The sequence below is a fragment of the Paenibacillus sp. FSL M7-0134 genome (assembly GCF_038007865.1).
Classification (GTDB): domain Bacteria; phylum Bacillota; class Bacilli; order Paenibacillales; family Paenibacillaceae; genus Paenibacillus; species Paenibacillus polymyxa_B.
This window is the reverse complement of sequence record NZ_JBBOXV010000001.1, coordinates 64,565-84,002: the sequence shown is the minus strand read 5'-3', so window position 1 is coordinate 84,002 and position 19,438 is coordinate 64,565. Positions and strand designations below refer to the sequence as shown.

The window sequence follows — 19,438 nt, the reverse complement described above, 5'->3', positions numbered from 1 at the left end:
TAGGTGTAACTCATGAATTACAAAGATATCGCACAAGCCATTTTTAACAAAGTGGGCGGGAACGATAATATTAACAGTGTTATTCATTGCTCTACTCGATTACGGATGACGCTTCGTAAGCCGGAATTGGCACAAACAGATGAAATTAAAGCTTTGGACGGAGTTATGGGAGCCGTGAATAGCGGTGGACAATATCAGGTCATTATAGGAAATGATGTAGGCTATGTCTACAATGAGCTAGTCAAATTGCTGGACCCGAATCAATCGTCTTCCGATGAAGCCGAAAAAGTGAAGATGGATCGAAGCTTTAAGGGATTGTTCAATAGTTTTGCGAGCATGATTGCAGGTATTTTCCAGCCCATTATTCCGGCCATTGCTGCATCAGGGATGTTAAAAGCACTGCTCTTGCTATGCACAGTAACCGGAATCATGAGCAAGGAAAGCCAAACGTATATGATCCTAAGTGTAATCTCGGATGCGGCATTTTATTTTCTGCCTATGCTGCTGGCTTTCTCCAGCGCGCAGAAATTCAAGACTAATCCATTCGTATCCGTACTCCTAGGGGGTGTGCTACTTCATCCGAACTTAATCAGTTTGCTAGGAGGTGAGAAAGCTGTCACATTTGCAGGCTTGCCCGTAGCATCGGTACAATACGCTACCTCCGTTATTCCTATTATTTTGACCATATGGCTTATGTCATATATTGAGAAATTTGCTGATAAAATCTCTCCCGGACCTGTGAAAATATTTCTAAAACCATTAATCGTCATTCTGATTGTCGCACCTGTTTCTCTCATTGCCTTAGGACCTCTAGGTACGTATTTGGGCTTAGGTATGTCCAACGGTGTATTCTGGATTCAGGAACGAATCGGCTGGCTTACAGTCGTATTGATGTCTATCGTGATGCCGCTAATCGTCATGTTCGGCATGCACAAAGTATTCTATCCTATTATTTTTGCTGCGCTGGCTTCACCAGGATATGAAACATTGGTACTGGTTGCCATGTTGGCTTCCAATATGGCCCAAGGCGCGGGTGCATTTGCCGTCTCGCTGAAAACGAAAGATCCCAAGTTCAAACAAATTGCTTTGTCCGCAGGTATTTCAGGGGTATTCGGCATTACGGAACCCGCTTTGTATGGCGTACATTTACGCCTGAAAAAAACACTGTTCGCCTGTATGATTGGAGCCGGGGTTGCCGGATTGTTTGCAGGTCTTATGAATTTAAAAGCTTATGCAGCTGTGGGTCCAGGTTTTGCATCACTGCCGATGTTTATCAGTGAAGATCACTCTAACCTGGTATATGCGCTTATTACGATGGCTATTTCGATCATTGTGACGTTTATTGCAGTTTATATGATCGGCTTTCAAGATACGGTTACCGAACCGGCTAAAAAAGAAGCTCGTCCCGAGCCTGTTAAAGCACAAAGTATAAGTAAAAGCTTCAAATCTAAAACCGTTATTTTCGCACCTATGGAGGGCACCGTAATTCCCTTACAGCAGGTCAAAGATGAAGCATTCTCTCAGGAAGCAATGGGTAAAGGGATGGCTATTCAACCAAGTAGCGGAAAAGTGGTCGCACCTTTTGACGGCATCGTAGCAAATGTATTCCGCACCAAGCATTCCATAGCCTTAAAATCAGTTGAAGGCGTAGAGCTGCTCATTCACATCGGTTTGGATACCGTTAAGCTGAAAGGCCAGCATTTTACTGTGCATGTACAGGAAGGGGACGAAATTAAGCATGGACAACTTCTAATTGAATTTGAACTTGAAGCTATACAAAGGGCGGGGTATGATACGATAACTCCGATTATTGTGACCAACACGGCGGACTATCTGGAAATCATGGGTCATGAAAGTTCAGAAAAGACAGGGCCGGAGAAGCCTCTAATTACTGTACTTTAACAGTGTGTTTGTTGGGGGAATCAAGCCTGGAAAGTGAGATGTCGCTGGATATGAAAGTAATTAAAGTTCTCAATACGAGTATTGTTCTTGCCAAACGTGAGGATCACAAAGAAATTATCGTGATGGGTAAAGGGATCGGCTTTAAAAGCAAACCTGGTGACTTCGTCGATGAGAACGAGATTGAAAAGATATATGTTCTTGAAAATGAAAGCATGTCTTCCGATCTGACAGCGCTAATGAAGGAAACACCCAAAGAGTATTTGATTCTGGCAGACGAAATCATATCTTATGCCAAAAATAAACTATCCAGTCACTTGAACGAGCATTTATATGTATCCCTGACAGACCATCTGTATATGGCAACCAAACGATTTAAAGAAAATATGAAGATTCAGAATCGGATGCTGTGGGAGGTCAAAAAGTTTTATCCGGAAGAGTTCGGTATTGGCTTGTATGCGCTCTCCTTGATTGAAAAGCGTATCGGTCTAGAACTGCCTGAAGAGGAAGCGGCGAATATCGCCTTTCATTTGGTTAATGCTCAACAAACCGATAACAATATGAACCAGGTTTTATTGATGACCAATACGGTCAAAGACATTTTGAACATCATTAAACTGCATTACCAAATCGAACTGGATACCCACAGCATCAACTATTCGCGTTTTCTAACGCACCTTCAATTTTTTGTTCAGAGATTACTTGAGCATAAAATGTTAGATTCTCAAGATCCAGAATTAATGAGCCAAATTGTGAACAAGTATCCTGAAGAAGAGAAGTGTGCATTATCGATTCAACAATATATTGAAGCCAAATTCGAACTTTTGATCCCGGATGAAGAACTCATGTATCTGATCATTCACTTAAAACGAGTCATAAGTAGAAATTAAAGAGGAGGAGCTAGAGATGACAGAAATAAAAAGAACATTTCCGAAAGGTTTTTTATGGGGAGGTGCGGTAGCCGCAAATCAGGTGGAGGGCGCCTGGAATGTCGATGGTAAAGGGATATCTACAGCAGATATGGCTATTTACAAAAAGAATGTGAGCAAAGCTGATTATAAAAAACACAATTCAATGACTGAGGAACATATCCAAAAGGCGATGCAGGACACGTCAGATCATGATTATCCCAAACGTCAGGGAATTGATTTTTATCACCGCTATCCCGAAGATTTAGCATTGTTTGGTGAAATGGGATTTAAAACGTTACGAGTTTCTATTGCTTGGACGCGTATTTTTCCCAACGGAGATGAGGACAAGCCCAACGAGGCTGGACTGCAATTTTATGATCGGCTGTTTGATGAAATGCATAAAAACGGGATAGAGCCACTTGTCACCCTGTCCCATTACGAAATGCCAATGTATCTTGTAAACCATTACGGAGGCTGGACCCAACGGAAAGTTGTAGATTTCTTTATCCATTTTTGTAAGACTGTATTTAAAAGATACCAAAATAAAGTAAAGCACTGGATCACTTTTAATGAAATAGATAGTATCGTGCGCCATCCGTTTACGAGCGGTGGTATTTTACCGGAGCGCTTTGAAAATGTAGAGCTAGCGGTTTATCAGGGTCTGCATCATCAATTTATAGCTAGTGCTCTGGCCGTAAAATACTGTCACGAAATCATTCCAGATTCTAAAATCGGCTGTATGTTAACCCGGCTAACGACGTATCCGCACACCTGTAATCCGCAAGATATTCTGGCAGCGTTTAAAGATAATCAGTTCAACTATTTTTTCACGGATGTACAGGTTCGTGGAGCGTATCCCCATTATATGAAACGCTTCTTCCGTGAAAAGGAAATCGTGATTGAAAAGCTCGAGGGTGACGATGAAATTTTGAAGACGCATCCGGTGGATTTCATTTCCTTTAGTTACTATATGTCGTTGGTTGCTAGTGCGGATAGTGAAGGCATGGAAAAAGTCAGTGGGAATACGATTGGCGGCGTTAAAAATCCTTATCTGGAAACGAGTGATTGGGGCTGGCAGGTTGACCCAGTCGGCTTGAGACTCTCTCTGAATGAGCTGTACAGCCGCTATGAAGTACCATTGTTCATTGTAGAAAATGGTTTGGGGGCATACGACAAGGTGGAGGAAGATGGTAGTATTCAGGATGATTACCGTATTGATTACTTCCGTGCACATTTTGAACAAATGCATGAAGCGATTCTAGACGGGGTTGAACTCATGGGCTACACCAGCTGGGGAGCGATCGACTTGGTCAGTTATTCCTCATCTGAAATGGAAAAAAGATACGGATTTATATATGTGGACAAAGACAATGACGGTAATGGGACACTTGAAAGAAAACGAAAAAAGAGTTTCTACTGGTATAAGGATGTTATCTCCAATAACGGGTTGTAAGAAGAGGATTTTGCAAAATTCCAAGAAAAATGGGGCGTACAGGAACCTGAGTGTTCCCGTACGCTTTTTTTCTTATAAAGATACGCGTACACGCCCGAGAAAAGGAGCGGTTGCTGCATAGGCGGCACCTAGCATCGTCGAACGGCTGCCAAGCGTGGAGAAACGAATCTGTAGTTGCCGACGGTGATAGGGCAGGGCACGTTCGTCAATCACTTCACGCATACTTTGCTCCAACCAAGGTCTGGCTTCCGCCAGTGGACCGCCGATGATAAGCATTCCGGGGTTGAGGCTGTTCACAATGTTGGTAATACCCACACCCAAATATCGCCCAATATCACTAAGGACGCTTAATGTACTCGCTTCACCTTGCTGAGCAAACGGCAGTAATTCCGCTGTATTATGTGCAGGCAGTTTCAATGTGGATGCTACATACGCCTTCTCCGAAGCATACAGCTCCCAGCAGCCGCGACTACCGCAGGAGCAGAGCCGTCCGTTCCAATCAATGGTCATATGACCCGTCTCTCCGGCGTACCCCCAAGCTCCTTGATACGGTTTGCCGTCAATGATAATCCCGGCCCCGATCCCGGACCCTGCACTGATGTAGACCAGATCCCGCACCAGCTGTCGGTGATCACCGTCCATACCATAGTACAATTCGCCCTGCGCGCCGACGTTGGCTTCGTTATCCACTACGACGGGCAAACCTAGCTCAGCCTCAAGCTGCTGCCGCAGCGGAACCTCTTCCCAGCCCAGATTGGGTGCGAACAAAACGGTTCCGGTTTCATCCACCATACCCGGTACCCCCAGCCCAATGCCGACGATACCATGAGGGGAGGGAGGAGTGACCTGCATGAGCTCCTGAACGAGCTTTCGAATCTGTTCCATGATAAAGGCAGGATCATGCTGGGTTAGGGAAAAGGTAAGCTCTGTTTCAATGGTACCTGCCAGATCGGTTAGAGCGCCCTTGATGTACTGTACACTCACCTCAATACCGAGTACAAAGCCTGCACGGCTGTTGAACAGTAGCATCAAAGGCTTACGCCCGCCGCTGGATTCCCCTAATCCCGTCTCATACACAAGTCCATCGGTGATGAGCTCTGCCACCAGATTGGAAACGGTGGCCTTGTTTAATCCAGTTTGACTGGATAACTGTGCGCGGGATAGCGGAGCATGAAGGCGAATACGCTCCAGCACAATGGATTTATTCAGCTTTTTGACAAGCGCCTGATCGCCAGTGACATTCATGTTAATTCACTTCCTGTTGGTGTAATTCCTGATATTATATCATAAAAACAAACTTAGTTTAAGCAATAGACAAAGTCTTTTAGCTGTGCTAGAATCGTTTTTGTAAACGTTTACTATAAAGGAGGAACTTATAATGGCTTATTTCGAACAGGTATCTAAAATTAACTTTGAGGGCAAGCAATCCGACAATCCTTTTGCGTTCAAATTTTATAATCCACAGGAAATTGTAGCGGGAAAAACGATGGAGGAGCATTTGCGTTTTAGCATGGCCTATTGGCATACACTGGTTGCAGGCGGCTCTGATCCTTTTGGTGTAGAAACAGCGGAACGTCCATGGTCCAAGTTTACCGGGCTGGATTTGGCGAAGGCACGTGTAGAAGCTGCCTTTGAGCTACTGGATAAGCTGAATTTACCTTATTTTGCTTTCCACGATGTGGATATTGCACCAGAAGGCGCGTCATTGAAGGAATTTTACAGCAATTTGGATACCATCGTGGATCTGATTGAGGAACATATGAAAGCTACGGGGAAAAAACTGCTGTGGAATACGGCGAACATGTTTAGCCATCCACGTTATTTGCATGGAGCTGCGTCGACTTGCAATGCAGATGTATACGCACACGCAGCTGCTCAGATTAAAAAAGGGTTGGAAGTGGGCAAACGTCTGGGCGCAGATAACTATGTTTTCTGGGGAGGCCGTGAAGGCTACGAAACACTGCTGAACACGGATTTGAAGCTGGAGCAGGATAATTTGGGACGTATGTTCCATATGGCCGTAGACTATGCGCGTGAAATCGGCTTTGACGCTCAGTTCCTGATTGAGCCAAAACCGAAGGAGCCAACGAAGCATCAGTATGATTTTGATGCGGCGACGACGATTGCCTTCCTGCAAAAATATGATCTGGATCAGCATTTCAAGCTTAATCTGGAAGCTAATCATGCAACTTTGGCGGGGCATACTTTTGATCATGAAGTACGTGTAGCACGGATTAACGGCATGCTGGGATCACTGGATGCAAATCAGGGAGATTTGCTGCTGGGCTGGGATACGGACGAATTCCCAGTTGATCTGTATGATGCCACACTGACCATGTATGAAGTGCTGCAAAATGAAGGCTTGGGCCGTGGCGGTATCAACTTTGATGCCAAGGTGCGCAGAGCATCATTTGAGCCAGAAGACTTGTTCCTTGCGCACATCGCAGGTATGGATACGTATGCGAAGGGACTGAAGGTAGCCGCCAAACTGATCGAAGATCGTGTGTTTGAAGACTTTATTGAGAAGCGCTACAGCAGCTTTAAAGAAGGTATTGGAGCAGACATCGTATCCGGAAAAGCAACGCTTGCTTCTCTTGCTGAATATGCTTTGGCGAACGAAACACCACGCAAAAACGTATCCGGTCGTCAGGAATATCTGAAAGCAACATTAAATCAATACATTTTAGCTGACTAATGCCAGAACTTATAAGGGTAGTACGATAACAGGGAAGGAGGAACTCCAATGCAGGAGAAGCTAAATCAGGAGCAGGAACGCTATGTCATCGGCGTAGATTTGGGTACCAGCGCGGTCAAAACGGTGCTGGTTAACCGCAAGGGGCAGGTGTCTTATGAAACCTCTCAGTCTTATCCGCTCCATCAGCCGAAGGCAGGGTATAGCGAACAGCACCCTGAGGACTGGGTCAGTGGCACGTTAGCATCACTGAAACAGCTTGTGGAGAAGGCCGGAATCGGCGGCACACATGCCGTAGACGGTATTAGCTTTTCGGGACAGATGCATGGGCTTGTGCTGACTGACAAGGAAGGCCAAGTGCTTCGTCCGGCTATTCTGTGGAATGACACGCGTACAACAGCACAATGCCGTCGTATTGAAGAAAAGCTCGGATCGGAGCTGCTGAACATCGCACGTAATCGCGCGCTGGAAGGCTTCACGCTGCCCAAGCTGCTGTGGGTGCAGGAGCATGAGCCAGACGTGCTGGCCCGTGCGGCACATTTTATGCTGCCCAAGGATTATGTGCGCTACTGTCTGACAGGAGAGCTGGCGACGGAGTATTCGGATGCGGCGGGCACGCTGCTGCTGGATATTGCGAACAAGCAGTGGAGCGAAGAGATCGCTGCCGCGTTTGACCTACCGTTGTCGCTGTTCCCGCCGCTAGTGGAATCCTTTGATCAGACGGGTACGCTACTGCCGGAGATTGCGGAGCAGAGCGGGCTTTCGCCTGAAACGAAGGTCTTTGCAGGTGGTGCGGACAACGCATGTGGCGCGATTGGCGCCGGCATTTTGAGCGAAGGCCGCACCCTGTGCAGCATCGGCACCTCAGGGGTTGTACTTTCTTATGAGGAACGCAAGGATATTGATGTGCAGGGGCGGGCGCATTTTTTTAATCATAGTGAGCAGGATGCTTATTATATTATGGGGGTTACGCTCGCGGCCGGATACAGCTTGACTTGGTTTAAGGATACCTTTGCACCAGAGCATTCTTTTGATGCACTGTTGGCAGATGTGAACTCTATTGAGCCGGGCAGCCGAGGGCTGCTGTTCACGCCTTATATCGTCGGCGAGCGTACACCTCATCCGGATGCAACCATTCGAGGTAGCTTTATCGGGATGGATGCGGGGCATAAGCTTGCGCATTTTACACGAGCGGTGCTGGAGGGAATTACGTTTTCGCTCAAGGAATCCATTGATATTCTCAGAGGAACGGGCAAAACGGTGAATGAAGTGATTTCCATCGGCGGCGGTGCGCGTAATGAGGCATGGCTGCAAATGCAGGCAGATATTTTTAACGCGGATATCATTAAGCTGGAGAGCGAGCAGGGACCTGCCTTGGGGGCGGCCATGCTGGCTGCTTATGGTAGTGGCTGGTTTGAATCTCTGCAAGCGTGTGCTGAAGCTTTTCTGCGTGAAGCAGCGAGATATTCACCAAACCCGGAACGTGTGGCACGGTATGAAGGCCTATACGAACTGTACCGTGAAGTTTACCTGCATACGCGAGAGCTAAGTGAGCATTTGGCAGTATATCGCTGAATACGGGACTGCTTGGGGCAGGAATGAATCAAAATCACCTTTTACGTAATCAAAAGCCACAATTAAGGTGTCCTCATTAAGGATAACCTTTATTGTGGCTTTTGGATTCTAAGGATGTTAAATGCAAGAGGACTCCTTTTGAAGTGGCTCTTGTAGTGAGAGGATACTTGGTAGGGAAGTTAAGGAGTAAAGGCGCATGAGTTGATACCCTATTCCAGACAAACCTAGCCACAGCCCCTGGGAATCTAACGCAGTGGGCAGACCAGTCTTAAATTTACCATGCTCCAAATAATAATTTAACGCATTGTTACCCTGTTTCCTTGCTTCCGTAACCCAATCCGGACGGTTAAGAGCTTGTCCGGCTAAAATTAATAATTCAATATTTCCGAGGCTTCCATGACAAATACAATGGCTCTTATTGAATCCATATTTTAAAGTTGTATTAACTGCTCTTTCGATATTATGAACGATATCAGGTACTAGACTGGACTTTAAATAAGGTATACATAAGGTTAGTCCTATGCCAATTCCACTAGCCCCATGACACCAATTAGCAAGATCATGATTCTCCTTATTACCATGATCAATCCAGTTAAAATAGTCTGGAGAATAAGATTCTGTTAAGTGAGCCAATGCTTTCTCTGCAGTAGCATAGTAGCAATTTTTTTTAGTAACTGCTGCAAGACGAAACAAGGCTGAAGCAATACCAATGCTACCGTGGCCAAAGCCTACATAGGGGGTTGGAGATACATTAGATACCCATGAAATCACTCCGTTATTCTTTTTTCCATGCTTTAACAAATGCTCTCCGTATTGAATTGCTACTTCTAGAGTCTTTGCCGATTTTGTATGGTTATATTCATTTAAAAGAACGTGAATAACACCTGCCGATCCTCCTAAGAGATCAAAGAAAGCATCCTCTTCTACGCTATCTTCCAAATTACTTATAATGTCCGATTTTCGCTTGCTCCAAGCATCGTTAAAACCTAATAGGTTCTCAAAATGAGAGAGAATATATAAGAGAGAAGCTTGACCATAGAAGGCGGATGGGAACTTCAATTGTACAGGTATTTTACTTAGTGCTGTTTCTAATGCAGCGAGAGCTACACTAGTATATTTTTCATCTTCTGAGATTTTTCCGAGATAAGCCAGAAATAATGCAATGCCTGCTGTACCATCATATAATCCAGGGCTTAAGGCGGACAAATAAAGCTGTCCACGATAATTTAAGTTCATTCCAATCCAAGTTACATACTTTTTACTTGGACTAAAAACAGATTTTTTAATTAACTCATCGCCAAGGATTCTTGCTGTCTCAAGAAATTTTTTAGAGTGTAATGGTTTTGGACTGTAACCGTTTATCATTACTTTTTCATTTGGAGAGGGACCATGCACTTTATGTACATGTTTTCCTAATGATGAGCCTGCTATGGAAGAAGAGATCCAATCGCTATATAAAGAAATACTGTCAGTAGTTAAAGATTTCAGTCGATCTTCTACTATTGACATGCTTGTTCGGGTGAACACATCTTTTATACATTTTCCATAGCTATCCCAAAGGTCAAGAGAATTAGGCTTACTAGTGAAATATGGAATATCTCCTGCTCGTAAATCTTGTAGTTCTGAAGAAATAATTCGATCATCCAGCCATGAAAACCAAATCCGATCAAGTAAATTCTCTTGATTTAGAGCATCGCGACCATAATCAGGGTGACGAGATTCTAGAAGAAAATTTGTATAAAATTGTGTTGAACGTAATACGATACGCACTGGCGCATCCTTAAAAGTAAAGAGAGGACTTGTTGGGGCTAACAAATCCATTCTGTATTGGAGAAGCATGGAACATAATGATTGGAAACCGTTTACAATTTCAGCAGTATAGTCACCTGCATTTTTTAATTCTCCCTCCAATGAAGGGCGATTGTTACCCGTTGAAGTGGCTTGAGACTTCCTAATGTAGCGCATATTATCAGTATTTAAATCTATCAAACTCAAAACCGGGTAAGGTGTCATTTGCCTTTCTCCATTTACACCACTTAATTCAATTCCAAATCCCTTATCATCTTGATGAAACAAGATGGGGAGGAGAGAAGTACCTAATGGAGAATTACGAATCCTAAACTGAGCTTCTATATCTGCCGAGTCGGGTACATCATTGTATACCTGGTTGTGAAAGAGGGTTTCCAAATCAATCAGCATGGGATGCTCCCCAAAAGCAATTAAATTTTCATAATGAAAATCGGTCCCATCCAGTAAATATATAATGGCTAAAAGCGCTCCTAAACGTGTATAAAAAAGTTGGATTTCTTCTTCAGTTTTGCAAGGCTTTGCTTCGATAAAATTTTCATAACCATAGCCTTCTAGTACGATAACAGAATTTTTTTGGAGAATAGGAGCAAAACCTTTATCATTAAACCATTGAATTAAATCTTGAAAATGGAGTGAGATATCTAATGGCTTTGGTTTATACATAAACGATTGCCCGTTTGCAAGATATAGCCGCATTACTGTGCGACCTTGCTGATGAGAATCACCGAAACTAGCATCAATACGCGTAAGTTCTGATGAATGTAAAGAAAATGAATCGATAATCATAGATCTATTTAAGAGATAACGGTCTAACGTTTCTTTTATTACATTTACAAACAGCATAGTTCTTTCAGCTAAAGTGCGGGCAATAACTGCATACTCAGAAAAAAATGATACAAGTTGTTTATGTTCTACAAATTTTTTCTCAATGAAAGAGATAAATCGTTCCTCCGGAGTTTGCCCTTCTAATTCTTCCAAAGCTTTAGCTATATTTAGTTCTAAAACAAATGACCGACCTGCGATTTGGATTAATTGAAAAGACAATGTATGCAAGACCGAATTTATCGTACTCTCATGTAAAATAAAATCCTGGGCGTTATCTATGTTTGATAAGTGCTGTTTTAATTGATTTCTTGCCCAAATTATAAATGGACGAATAAGAACATTCATCGTTCGAGACTCATTTTGTAAAACTGGGTGATTTTCATTCATTTTTAGAGCCTCTTCCAAAACTCGAAACCAATCTGCTTGATACTCTTTGATTATCGCTAAATAGTTCTCATCCCATTTAAGATTTTCAGTAGATTGAATCAAGGCTCCAAATATCTCTTCATTCATACTTGAAGCTTTAAACCGAGCTTCCTTTTTGGATTCCGTACTAATTAGAGCAAACTTAAACCATTCGTCTATTAGTTCTGTTGTCTTTTCTTTATCTTGTCTCCAATTTTTATTATTAAAACCTTGAAAGGCTTGATCAACAAGGTTCTTACGTTCATGTAAAAAGAGAGCACGCATGATCTGCTCTTTCATAATTACCCCGTCCTCGTTTATGTGAAGTTAAAAAACTCAATTTTAAGAAATAAAATAACTTAGGTATACGCCAATTAAGGCGTATACCTAAGTGGCATCCACTTATTTTATCCAGCATGCCCTGGAAAGCAAACTAGCACTGTGACACCAATAACAGTAACAGTAATAGTTGGAGTAGAATCTGGTTGCACTCCTAAACCGCCATGTACACGAGCGAGCTCATCAGCGCTCAACTCGACCAAAGCGTCACCTGCAGGATGATCAATACCTTCTCCAGCTACACGAAGCTTTGGATTTTTCCATGCTTGGATCATTTCTTGTTTTGTCATTATTCTTTACTCCTCTCAGGAATGTAGTGATATAAGACAAACTTAATGATAAACATATTTTTTAAAAATTTGCACTTCATAAAAATGCATTTTAATGTAAATATCTAAAAGAATTCAAAAAAATACTTTATTTTAATCTATTCTTTTAAATTTTACAAATATTTATTAAGTATGTATTGAATTTTTTCCTTAATTATGAAAAAATATTTACAAAAGACTAAGGGGGAGTGAAAATTGAGAGAAAATCAAAATTTATCTCCAAAAGAACAAAAAGTTGCAATTTGTATAGCTCAAGGATACAAAGACAGCGAAATCTCCCAGGATTTATCTATTAGTATGAGACGTACTGCCGAAATTGTGGCTTCAATTAAAGAGAAATGGAATATAAAAACAAGAGTTGAGATTGGCATATTTGCTTATCATTATGGTTTAGTTTTTTTGACAGAAGGTATGGAGGTGCATTCCTCTGAAGCTTAATAAGAAAGTACCTTTTATTGAACAGATGGAACATAGTGAATGTGGATTAGCAAGCTTGGCTATGATTTTGGGTTTTTATGGACATAATATTTCTTTAACAGAATTAAGAAATCAGGTTGGTGCAGTGCGCGCAGGTATGTCTATGCAACAACTTCAAGAAATAGGGAGTACATATCATTTAACATCACGAGGATATCGGGCAAAGGCATCTCAATTAAATGAGCTAACCGCTCCTTTAATTTTGTTATGGGATAATCAGCATTTTGTGGTTCTTGAGAAAATAAAAAAGAAAAAAGCAATAATCCTTGATCCAGCTTTTGGAAGACTAATTCTTTCCCTTCAAGAATTCACAGAGAAATATTCGGGTTTTGCACTTTCATTAATCCCAGTAAAGGATTTTCGTAATAAAAGAAAAAGACCAAAATGGACGTTCTATATCAAATTAGCTTTTAAGAGCAGAAAACTTCTTATTTCTGTATTTTTGGTCTCAATACTTCTTCAAGGATTAGGTATTTTAATACCTAAGATCACCCAATTTACTGTTGACAACTTATTAGAATCCAAAAATTATTCTTTCCTGATCACGTTGGGGGGAGCGATTTTTACTATATTTGTGTTCTCACAGTTATTCCAATTTTTAAGAGGTTACTTGATTGCCAAGTTGCAATCCCAAATGGATACATCTATGATGACACAATTCATCGACAAGCTTTTTAAACTTCCTTTTGATTTCTTCGAAAATCGAAAAGGAGGAGAATTGGTATTTAGAGCTAACTCCAATGTAACAATTAGAAGGGTATTATCTAATCGAGTTATAACTATTTTTATTGATGGGCTTTTACTTGTAACTTATGCAACACTAATGATTAATCAACTATGGCAAATTGGATTAGTAGTTACAATTGTAGGCTTTCTAATGTTACTTATTATAGTTTTAAGTTCTTTTATTACTCACCGTTTATCTAGAAAGGAGATTTCGAGCCAGGCTGAGATGCATGGTTTTTTATCAGAACATATACATGGAATTACAGATGTAAAAGTTTTAGGGTTCGAGAATAGAGTGTTTAATAAGTGGGAGGAGCTTTTTAAAAAACAGCTTACCACTACGGAAAAACGTGTCATTTGGAATGTATCACTTGATTCTATGACAGTTAGCATCCAGTTTGTTTTTCCCCTCCTGATTCTATGGATTGGATTTCATTATGTGCTTGAGGGATGGATAACTTTAGGGGGCCTCCTTGGCTTACAAACGTTGTCAACTGCTTTTATGGTACCGATTGCTTCCTTAGGATCGACTCTTAGTGAACTCGTCACTGTGGGCTCATATATTCAACGAATTCAAGATGTTATTGAGAATGTAGAGGAGCCTTCAGGTACCCAAAAACCGAATCATACTTTTAGAGGATATATTAAGTTTAAGGATGTTTCCTTTAATTATTATCGATTTGGAAAATACGTTTTAAAAGATATTAATCTTGAAATACTGCCAGGTGAAAAGGTTGCAATTGTTGGTGCTTCAGGTTCAGGTAAGAGCACTTTGGCGAAGTTAATATTAGGACTCTATAAGGCTTCATTGGGAGAAGTCAGCATCGATAATATACCGCTGAATCAATGGCATTTGAGCGAGCTTCGTCAAAAAATAGGTGTTATTTTACAAGAAACAAAATTATTCAATGTTTCTATATTGGATAACATCGCCATGGACAATGGAGATTGTACCATAGATATGGTAGTTCAGGCAGCAAAGCAAGCCGATATTCATCGTTTTATTATGAGTCTCCCTTTAGGCTATCAAACTGTTGTTTCCGAGAACGGATTAAACTTTTCAGGGGGACAACGGCAACGTATTTTATTGGCGCGTGCTTTTTTGGCAGAACCTCAAATTCTTCTTTTAGATGAGGCAACAAGTTCACTTGATAGTGTTTCAGAGCAATTGATAACAGATTTCTTACAAGAAAGACATTGTACACAAATCATTATTGCTCATCGTCTTAGTACAATCCAACGAGCTGATAGAATAATTGTGCTTGATCAAGGGGAAATAATAGAACAAGGTAATCATCAGGAATTAATTGATTTAAAAGGTCAATATTTCAATTTATATAATTCTCAGAAAACTGATTTTCAGTTTGAACCAGTTTTGTGACTTGGAGACGAGGAAAATGACAAGTATAAAGTTATGTGAAATATTGTATTTGAAACAACTCGAAAAACTAACTAAAATGGATGCCGCTTTATTCATTTTTTTATTAATTCTAATACCCAATGGATTAGCTAATGTTACCTTGAGATTAAACAGCATGGGTTTTAAACCAATGACGTGGGCTATCATATATGGAATCATTGGTTTTTTGATTCATATTGGTATAAGTATATCCACTACAAAAATAGAGGAAATACGTTTTTTGTGGTCTATAGGAAAGGGGAATTTGTTTCTAACCCAATATACTATGGTAAAAAAATTCCCTTTTCTAATATTACTTTTATGGATCGTAGTTGGTCAGATCTTGTGGGGTGTTCATAACATTCATATTTATAATATGGTTTCAGGATTGATCTTAGGTGTATTTTTTGCCGAGATATTTGGATATATAACGTTATTTAGAAAATTCTATGGCTATGCAATAAGCTTTTTTTTTCTATCACTGAATGTAATCTATTTTATATTGCCAATGTCTCTGTCGGTACGTATTTTGACTTGGCTTTTGTTATGCATAAGCATGGGATATATAGTTCTCTATTTTGCACAACGCTCTTGGTCTGTTTTTTTACAGTATCACGGTCCAAAAAAAATTTTGAGCCGACGCGGATGGCTATCTCAAAGTCCACTCCTAAAAAAAGAATTGTTATTCATCATTAGACGAGGCAACCTGTTTTCTTTTTTTATTTTAGCTATGGGAATTGAAGTTTTGAACTATTATATCATTAGAGAAAGTTCGCTTATTCTTCCAATCAGTAGCGCGGTATTAGCATGGATAACTGTTGATATTTGGGCTGTCAAGAGTCTTATTATAGAGGAAAAAGGATTGCTAATATATAAAACAACGTTATTCGCTTGGAAGAAGATGCTGCGCACCAAATGGTTGATTTTATGTGTTGTAACCATAGGAATTATTTTTATGCATCAGTGGTTTTGGGGAATTTATTTACATATTAGTCCGATGAGTTTATTAATCCAAATTATATGGAATATATTCCTTTCAATTACTTTAATTAGTTTTGGTATGCCTTTGGGTTACAAATTTATATCCATTGATTATTTAGGAAATTACCGAATCAAGTTTTTCGGGAACTGGGTCATTGCAATGAGCATGCTATTACTATTGTACCTTCATCAATTTCATAAAGTATTATTCGCAGCTATATCTATTATGATCTATATAAGATTCATCTTTTTTTATAGAAAAGTATCTTAGGAGTGAGTCAACGATGACCCAAGAAAATAAATCACCATTTTTACAACTGGATCAAGTTTCTTTCGGTTATGGCTCTAAAGAAATTCTACATGAAATAAATTGGAATGTTTCAGACCACCAAATTACTGTGTTACTGGGTCCCAATGGAGCGGGGAAATCAACCTTATTAAGTTTAATTGCTGGTCTTCATCAGGTACAAAAAGGTACAATTCGATTCAATCAAACCATTATCGATTTTGAAAATCAAAACTATAAATCAATGATAGGCTACCTACAAGAATTCCCCTTTTATTATCCTGCACTTTCTGTATTAGAAATGATGCGGCTTATTGGGGGATTACAACAGGTACCGAAGAACCAGCTCGAAATACGTATCGCTAAATGGCTGGAGAGATTCAAATTAGAAGATTATCAAAATATAAAAATGGAAGAGTTATCTCAAGGAACTAAAAAGAGGGTTGCATTAGCCTCAACGCTCTTGCATGAACCTACAATTCTTATATTAGATGAACCGACGAACGGATTAGACCCTGATCAAGTGATGATTGTTAGAAGTACATTACAGGAGTATCTCACAGAAGGCAGAGTCATTTTGTTATCTACTCATATAATTGGGTTGGCTGAGAAATTAGCAGATCAGGTTGCCATTCTTCGAAACGGAAGGATAACATATGCAGGAAGGGCTACAATTGACCTCGAAACCTTATATATAGCACATCAACATGATTAGTTTATTAATGATCCTGACTAAAAGGTTGTTAAGGAATAAAGTGACGCAGAAAAAACTTGGCGACTGTTCCCCTGTAATGTATTTGGAGAGCAGCCGCCAAGTTTTTTTCTTACTATATCCATCCATTGTGGATGCTACGGTTAACCTTTGTGAACAGCCTTTGTTTTTCTGGTATTTTCATTCACGACGCTTGTGGCACAGCCAGGACATGACTTGCTCGACGAACACCCCGCACAGGCGCCTTGACGGCTTTTTCGCAAAAATCGTACCAGCACCCACGCACTATAACCGAGGATCGCCAATAAAATGATGATATTGATCATGGAATCCACTTCCTTTTATTTACTGTAGGGCCTGACTTAACCCCAACCTAATAATCTGCCACATTGATAGATCAAGACGGCGATGATATATGCGACGGTCAAAGGATAGATCACAGAAAATGCGGTCCAACGCCACGAAAGGGTTTCTTTACGAATGACCGCTACCGTAGCCAGACACGGAACATACAACAGAATGAACACCATAAAGCTAAAAGAGGCAAGCGGTGTAAAGGCCTGTCTGACTTGTAGTTCAAGTCCCTGCATATCAGGGACGTGGTAAATAATATTCATCGTTGATACGACAACTTCCTTGGCCATAAAGCCTGTGAGCAGGGAAGCACCTGCTTGCCAGGTGCCAAAACCGAGAGGGGCCAGTAATGGAGCGAACCAACCTCCAACGGTGGCAAGCAGGCTGTCATCCATGTCTGCCCCGAAGCCCTGCGGACCGAAATTGGACAAGAGCCAGATGCCAACGGAACCTGCAAGAATAATGGTTCCAGCTTTACGGACGAAGCCTTTGACCTTCTCCCATGTGCTGCGGAATAGTGTAAGAGCCTGCGGCACTCGATAGGGAGGAAGTTCCACGATGAAGAGGGAGGGCTCACCCGACAAAATGGATACTTTGGAAAAAATTTTGGCAAGTATAAGTGAAACGATGATTCCTAACACATACATCAGCATGATGATGCTTGCCGCATGTGTTGGGAAAAACACACCCGCAAACAACGCATATACCGGCAGGCGGGCCGAACATGACATAAAGGGCACCAACAATGTTGTAATGAGACGTTCTCTGGGCTGTTCAATGGTGCGTGCTGCCATAATCGCAGGGACATTGCAGCCAAATCCGATGATAAAGGGAATGAAGCTTTTCCCGTTCAAGCCAACGGCTTGCATCAGGCGATCCATTAGTATCGTGACCCGTGCCATATACCCGGAGTCTTCGATCACTGAAATTATCAGAAATAAAATAGCAATTTGAGGCAGAAAAACAAGCACACCCCCGACTCCAGCCACGATGCCGTCCACGACTAGACTTTGCGTAAAAGCGGACGCGTTCAAGTGAACGAGTAACTCAGAAATCCAAGTGCTGAGTGTCCCTGAAAAAAATCCATCCAGCATATCTGAAAGGATCGTACCCGCCCAATCGAAGGTGAACTTGAAGGTAGCGTACATCAGCAGCAAAAAGATCGGAATCCCCAGATACCGGTGAGTTAATAGTGCATCCAGCCTATCCGTCAGGCTGTGCGGTCTGAGTTTGGAGGTGTCGAGTGCCTTGGTGCACAGATCAGCAATCCATGCTGTTCGTACAGAACGAATATGCTGAGCAGGGGTGATGGCATGGCCTTCACCGAGAAGTTCTTCCTCGCAACGGTGGATGCGCACAGTTACTTGTTCACGCTGTACCTCATTCGTCATCCATTCCATGACGACAGGATTGCCTTCCAGACATTGCAGTGCGGCCCACCGCAGTTGCGGCACAGGTGCATTTGGCAGCAAGTCGCAAATATCGGTAATAGCAGCTTCAACGGCAGGGCCGTAGTCCAATTGAAAAGCATTGGATGTACGTCTTACCTCCCGAAGAGAAGCGAGCATTTGCTTACTTCCACTGCCTGTACGCGCCACCATAGGAATGATGGGAACATTCAACTGATCGGCTAACAATTCCTTGTTTACCCGAAGACCCGTGGCATCGGCTACGTCAGTCATGTTTAAGCCAAGTACAAGCGGACGGCCATACTCCAGTAGTTGTACGGTTAGATAGAGATTACGCTGGAGCTGGGAGGCATCCACAATGTTGATCAGGGCCGTAGGAGGTTCTTCCAGCAAATATCGAGTTGCGACACCTTCATCCAGCGAAAGAGGGAGTAAAGAGTAGGCGCCCGGCAAATCCACCAATACGGCAGACTTGTCACGCAGGATTCCTGTTTTCTTTTCCACTGTGACGCCGGACCAGTTTCCTACTTCTGCATACGTACGAGTCAGCTTGTTGAATAATGAGGTTTTTCCTGTGTTGGGATTACCGAATAGAGCGATCATGTCCATGTTGGAACAACCTCCAGTTGCTTCACTTGATTTTGACGGAGGCCAACCAGCTGGCCGTTGCATTCAATGACGATAGGACCGCCCAATAAACTGATTTTCTTTAATCGTATGATGGAACCTTCGTTGATACCCATATCTGTTAAGCGACGGCGCAATGAGGGATGAAGAGGGGCAAGAGATTGCAAACGCACAGTTTGACCTAATGGTGTACGAAGGAGTGAGATACATTCTGGCATGGTGCTCAGCCT

The 19,438-nt window shown here is 41.8% G+C and carries 15 protein-coding genes; 9 read left to right on the top strand and 6 right to left on the bottom strand.

The window, feature by feature from the left end; all coding sequences use genetic code 11:
- The first annotated feature begins 12 nt into the window (after positions 1-12).
- Genes NSQ58_RS00390 through NSQ58_RS00380 form a run of 3 tightly spaced genes read left to right on the top strand, consistent with a single transcriptional unit; the run spans position 13 to position 4,263 of the window.
- A complete protein-coding gene (locus NSQ58_RS00390) occupies positions 13-1,902 on the top strand; it encodes a beta-glucoside-specific PTS transporter subunit IIABC (protein WP_075154754.1) in 1,890 nt (629 codons plus the stop codon).
- A 50-nt stretch (positions 1,903-1,952) separates the two neighbouring features.
- A complete protein-coding gene (gene licT / locus NSQ58_RS00385; protein WP_023990314.1) occupies positions 1,953-2,789 on the top strand; it encodes a BglG family transcription antiterminator LicT in 837 nt (278 codons plus the stop codon).
- 16 nt (positions 2,790-2,805) lie between these two features.
- Complete coding sequence (locus NSQ58_RS00380) at positions 2,806-4,263, top strand: glycoside hydrolase family 1 protein (RefSeq protein ID WP_023990313.1); 1,458 nt, start codon at positions 2,806-2,808, stop codon at positions 4,261-4,263.
- A 72-nt stretch (positions 4,264-4,335) separates the two neighbouring features.
- Here the strand turns inward: NSQ58_RS00380 and NSQ58_RS00375 are convergent, their stop codons facing one another.
- Positions 4,336-5,508: an ROK family transcriptional regulator gene (locus NSQ58_RS00375; RefSeq protein ID WP_339200907.1), complete on the bottom strand. Its 1,173-nt coding sequence runs from the start codon at positions 5,506-5,508 to the stop codon at positions 4,336-4,338.
- Between the two features lie 133 nt (positions 5,509-5,641).
- Here NSQ58_RS00375 and xylA point away from each other — a divergent pair, with 133 nt between their 5' ends.
- A complete protein-coding gene (gene xylA / locus NSQ58_RS00370) occupies positions 5,642-6,958 on the top strand; it encodes a xylose isomerase (RefSeq protein WP_013311966.1) in 1,317 nt (438 codons plus the stop codon).
- A gap of 48 nt (positions 6,959-7,006) precedes the next feature.
- Positions 7,007-8,530, top strand: a complete 1,524-nt coding sequence (gene xylB, locus NSQ58_RS00365; protein WP_341056703.1) for a xylulokinase — start codon at positions 7,007-7,009, stop codon at positions 8,528-8,530.
- A 117-nt stretch (positions 8,531-8,647) separates the two neighbouring features.
- On the opposite strand, the gene NSQ58_RS00360 is transcribed toward xylB, so the two are convergent.
- Positions 8,648-11,869 carry a type 2 lanthipeptide synthetase LanM family protein gene (locus NSQ58_RS00360; protein ID WP_341056702.1) on the bottom strand — a complete coding sequence of 1,074 codons (3,222 nt, stop codon included), beginning with the start codon at positions 11,867-11,869 and terminating at the stop codon, positions 8,648-8,650.
- A 107-nt stretch (positions 11,870-11,976) separates the two neighbouring features.
- Entirely contained in the window at positions 11,977-12,198 is a 222-nt protein-coding gene (locus NSQ58_RS00355) for a mersacidin family lantibiotic (RefSeq protein ID WP_103050334.1), read from the bottom strand.
- 234 nt (positions 12,199-12,432) lie between these two features.
- On the opposite strand from NSQ58_RS00355, the gene NSQ58_RS00350 reads away from it, so the two are divergent.
- The 4 genes from NSQ58_RS00350 to NSQ58_RS00335 are packed head-to-tail and all read left to right on the top strand — an operon-like array spanning position 12,433 to position 16,821.
- Positions 12,433-12,675, top strand: a complete 243-nt coding sequence (locus NSQ58_RS00350; RefSeq protein WP_338532838.1) for a response regulator transcription factor — start codon at positions 12,433-12,435, stop codon at positions 12,673-12,675.
- Positions 12,659-14,821, top strand: coding sequence for a peptidase domain-containing ABC transporter (locus NSQ58_RS00345; RefSeq protein ID WP_341057723.1), 2,163 nt, complete (start codon positions 12,659-12,661; stop codon positions 14,819-14,821). Before NSQ58_RS00350 ends, NSQ58_RS00345 begins: the two co-directional genes overlap by 17 nt.
- Positions 14,822-14,837: 16 nt before the next feature.
- Positions 14,838-16,091, top strand: a complete 1,254-nt coding sequence (locus tag NSQ58_RS00340) for a hypothetical protein (RefSeq protein ID WP_341056700.1) — start codon at positions 14,838-14,840, stop codon at positions 16,089-16,091.
- Between the two features lie 13 nt (positions 16,092-16,104).
- On the top strand, positions 16,105-16,821 hold the full coding sequence (locus tag NSQ58_RS00335; RefSeq protein ID WP_338532836.1) for an ABC transporter ATP-binding protein: 717 nt from the start codon (positions 16,105-16,107) through the stop codon (positions 16,819-16,821).
- A gap of 140 nt (positions 16,822-16,961) precedes the next feature.
- On the opposite strand, the gene NSQ58_RS00330 is transcribed toward NSQ58_RS00335, so the two are convergent.
- The 3 genes from NSQ58_RS00330 to NSQ58_RS00320 are packed head-to-tail and all read right to left on the bottom strand — an operon-like array spanning position 16,962 to position 19,426.
- A complete protein-coding gene (locus NSQ58_RS00330; protein WP_338532835.1) occupies positions 16,962-17,144 on the bottom strand; it encodes a FeoB-associated Cys-rich membrane protein in 183 nt (60 codons plus the stop codon).
- Between the two features lie 36 nt (positions 17,145-17,180).
- Complete coding sequence (gene feoB / locus NSQ58_RS00325) at positions 17,181-19,190, bottom strand: ferrous iron transport protein B (RefSeq protein ID WP_341056696.1); 2,010 nt, start codon at positions 19,188-19,190, stop codon at positions 17,181-17,183.
- On the bottom strand, positions 19,181-19,426 hold the full coding sequence (locus NSQ58_RS00320; RefSeq protein ID WP_016820309.1) for a FeoA family protein: 246 nt from the start codon (positions 19,424-19,426) through the stop codon (positions 19,181-19,183). The genes feoB and NSQ58_RS00320 overlap by 10 nt, the downstream gene beginning before the upstream one ends.
- Positions 19,427-19,438: the final 12 nt, after the last annotated feature.

Coding starts and splice junctions, on each gene's coding strand:
- NSQ58_RS00375 (WP_339200907.1), bottom strand. CDS start 5,508: ATGAATGTCACTGGCGATCAGGCGCTTGTCAAAAAGCTGAATAAATCC.
- NSQ58_RS00320 (WP_016820309.1), bottom strand. CDS start 19,426: ATGCCAGAATGTATCTCACTCCTTCGTACACCATTAGGTCAAACTGTG.
- xylB (WP_341056703.1), top strand. CDS start 7,007: ATGCAGGAGAAGCTAAATCAGGAGCAGGAACGCTATGTCATCGGCGTA.
- NSQ58_RS00390 (WP_075154754.1), top strand. CDS start 13: ATGAATTACAAAGATATCGCACAAGCCATTTTTAACAAAGTGGGCGGG.
- NSQ58_RS00360 (WP_341056702.1), bottom strand. CDS start 11,869: ATGAAAGAGCAGATCATGCGTGCTCTCTTTTTACATGAACGTAAGAAC.
- xylA (WP_013311966.1), top strand. CDS start 5,642: ATGGCTTATTTCGAACAGGTATCTAAAATTAACTTTGAGGGCAAGCAA.
- feoB (WP_341056696.1), bottom strand. CDS start 19,190: ATGGACATGATCGCTCTATTCGGTAATCCCAACACAGGAAAAACCTCA.
- NSQ58_RS00380 (WP_023990313.1), top strand. CDS start 2,806: ATGACAGAAATAAAAAGAACATTTCCGAAAGGTTTTTTATGGGGAGGT.
- NSQ58_RS00330 (WP_338532835.1), bottom strand. CDS start 17,144: ATGATCAATATCATCATTTTATTGGCGATCCTCGGTTATAGTGCGTGG.
- NSQ58_RS00335 (WP_338532836.1), top strand. CDS start 16,105: ATGACCCAAGAAAATAAATCACCATTTTTACAACTGGATCAAGTTTCT.
- NSQ58_RS00355 (WP_103050334.1), bottom strand. CDS start 12,198: ATGACAAAACAAGAAATGATCCAAGCATGGAAAAATCCAAAGCTTCGT.
- NSQ58_RS00340 (WP_341056700.1), top strand. CDS start 14,838: ATGACAAGTATAAAGTTATGTGAAATATTGTATTTGAAACAACTCGAA.
- licT (WP_023990314.1), top strand. CDS start 1,953: ATGAAAGTAATTAAAGTTCTCAATACGAGTATTGTTCTTGCCAAACGT.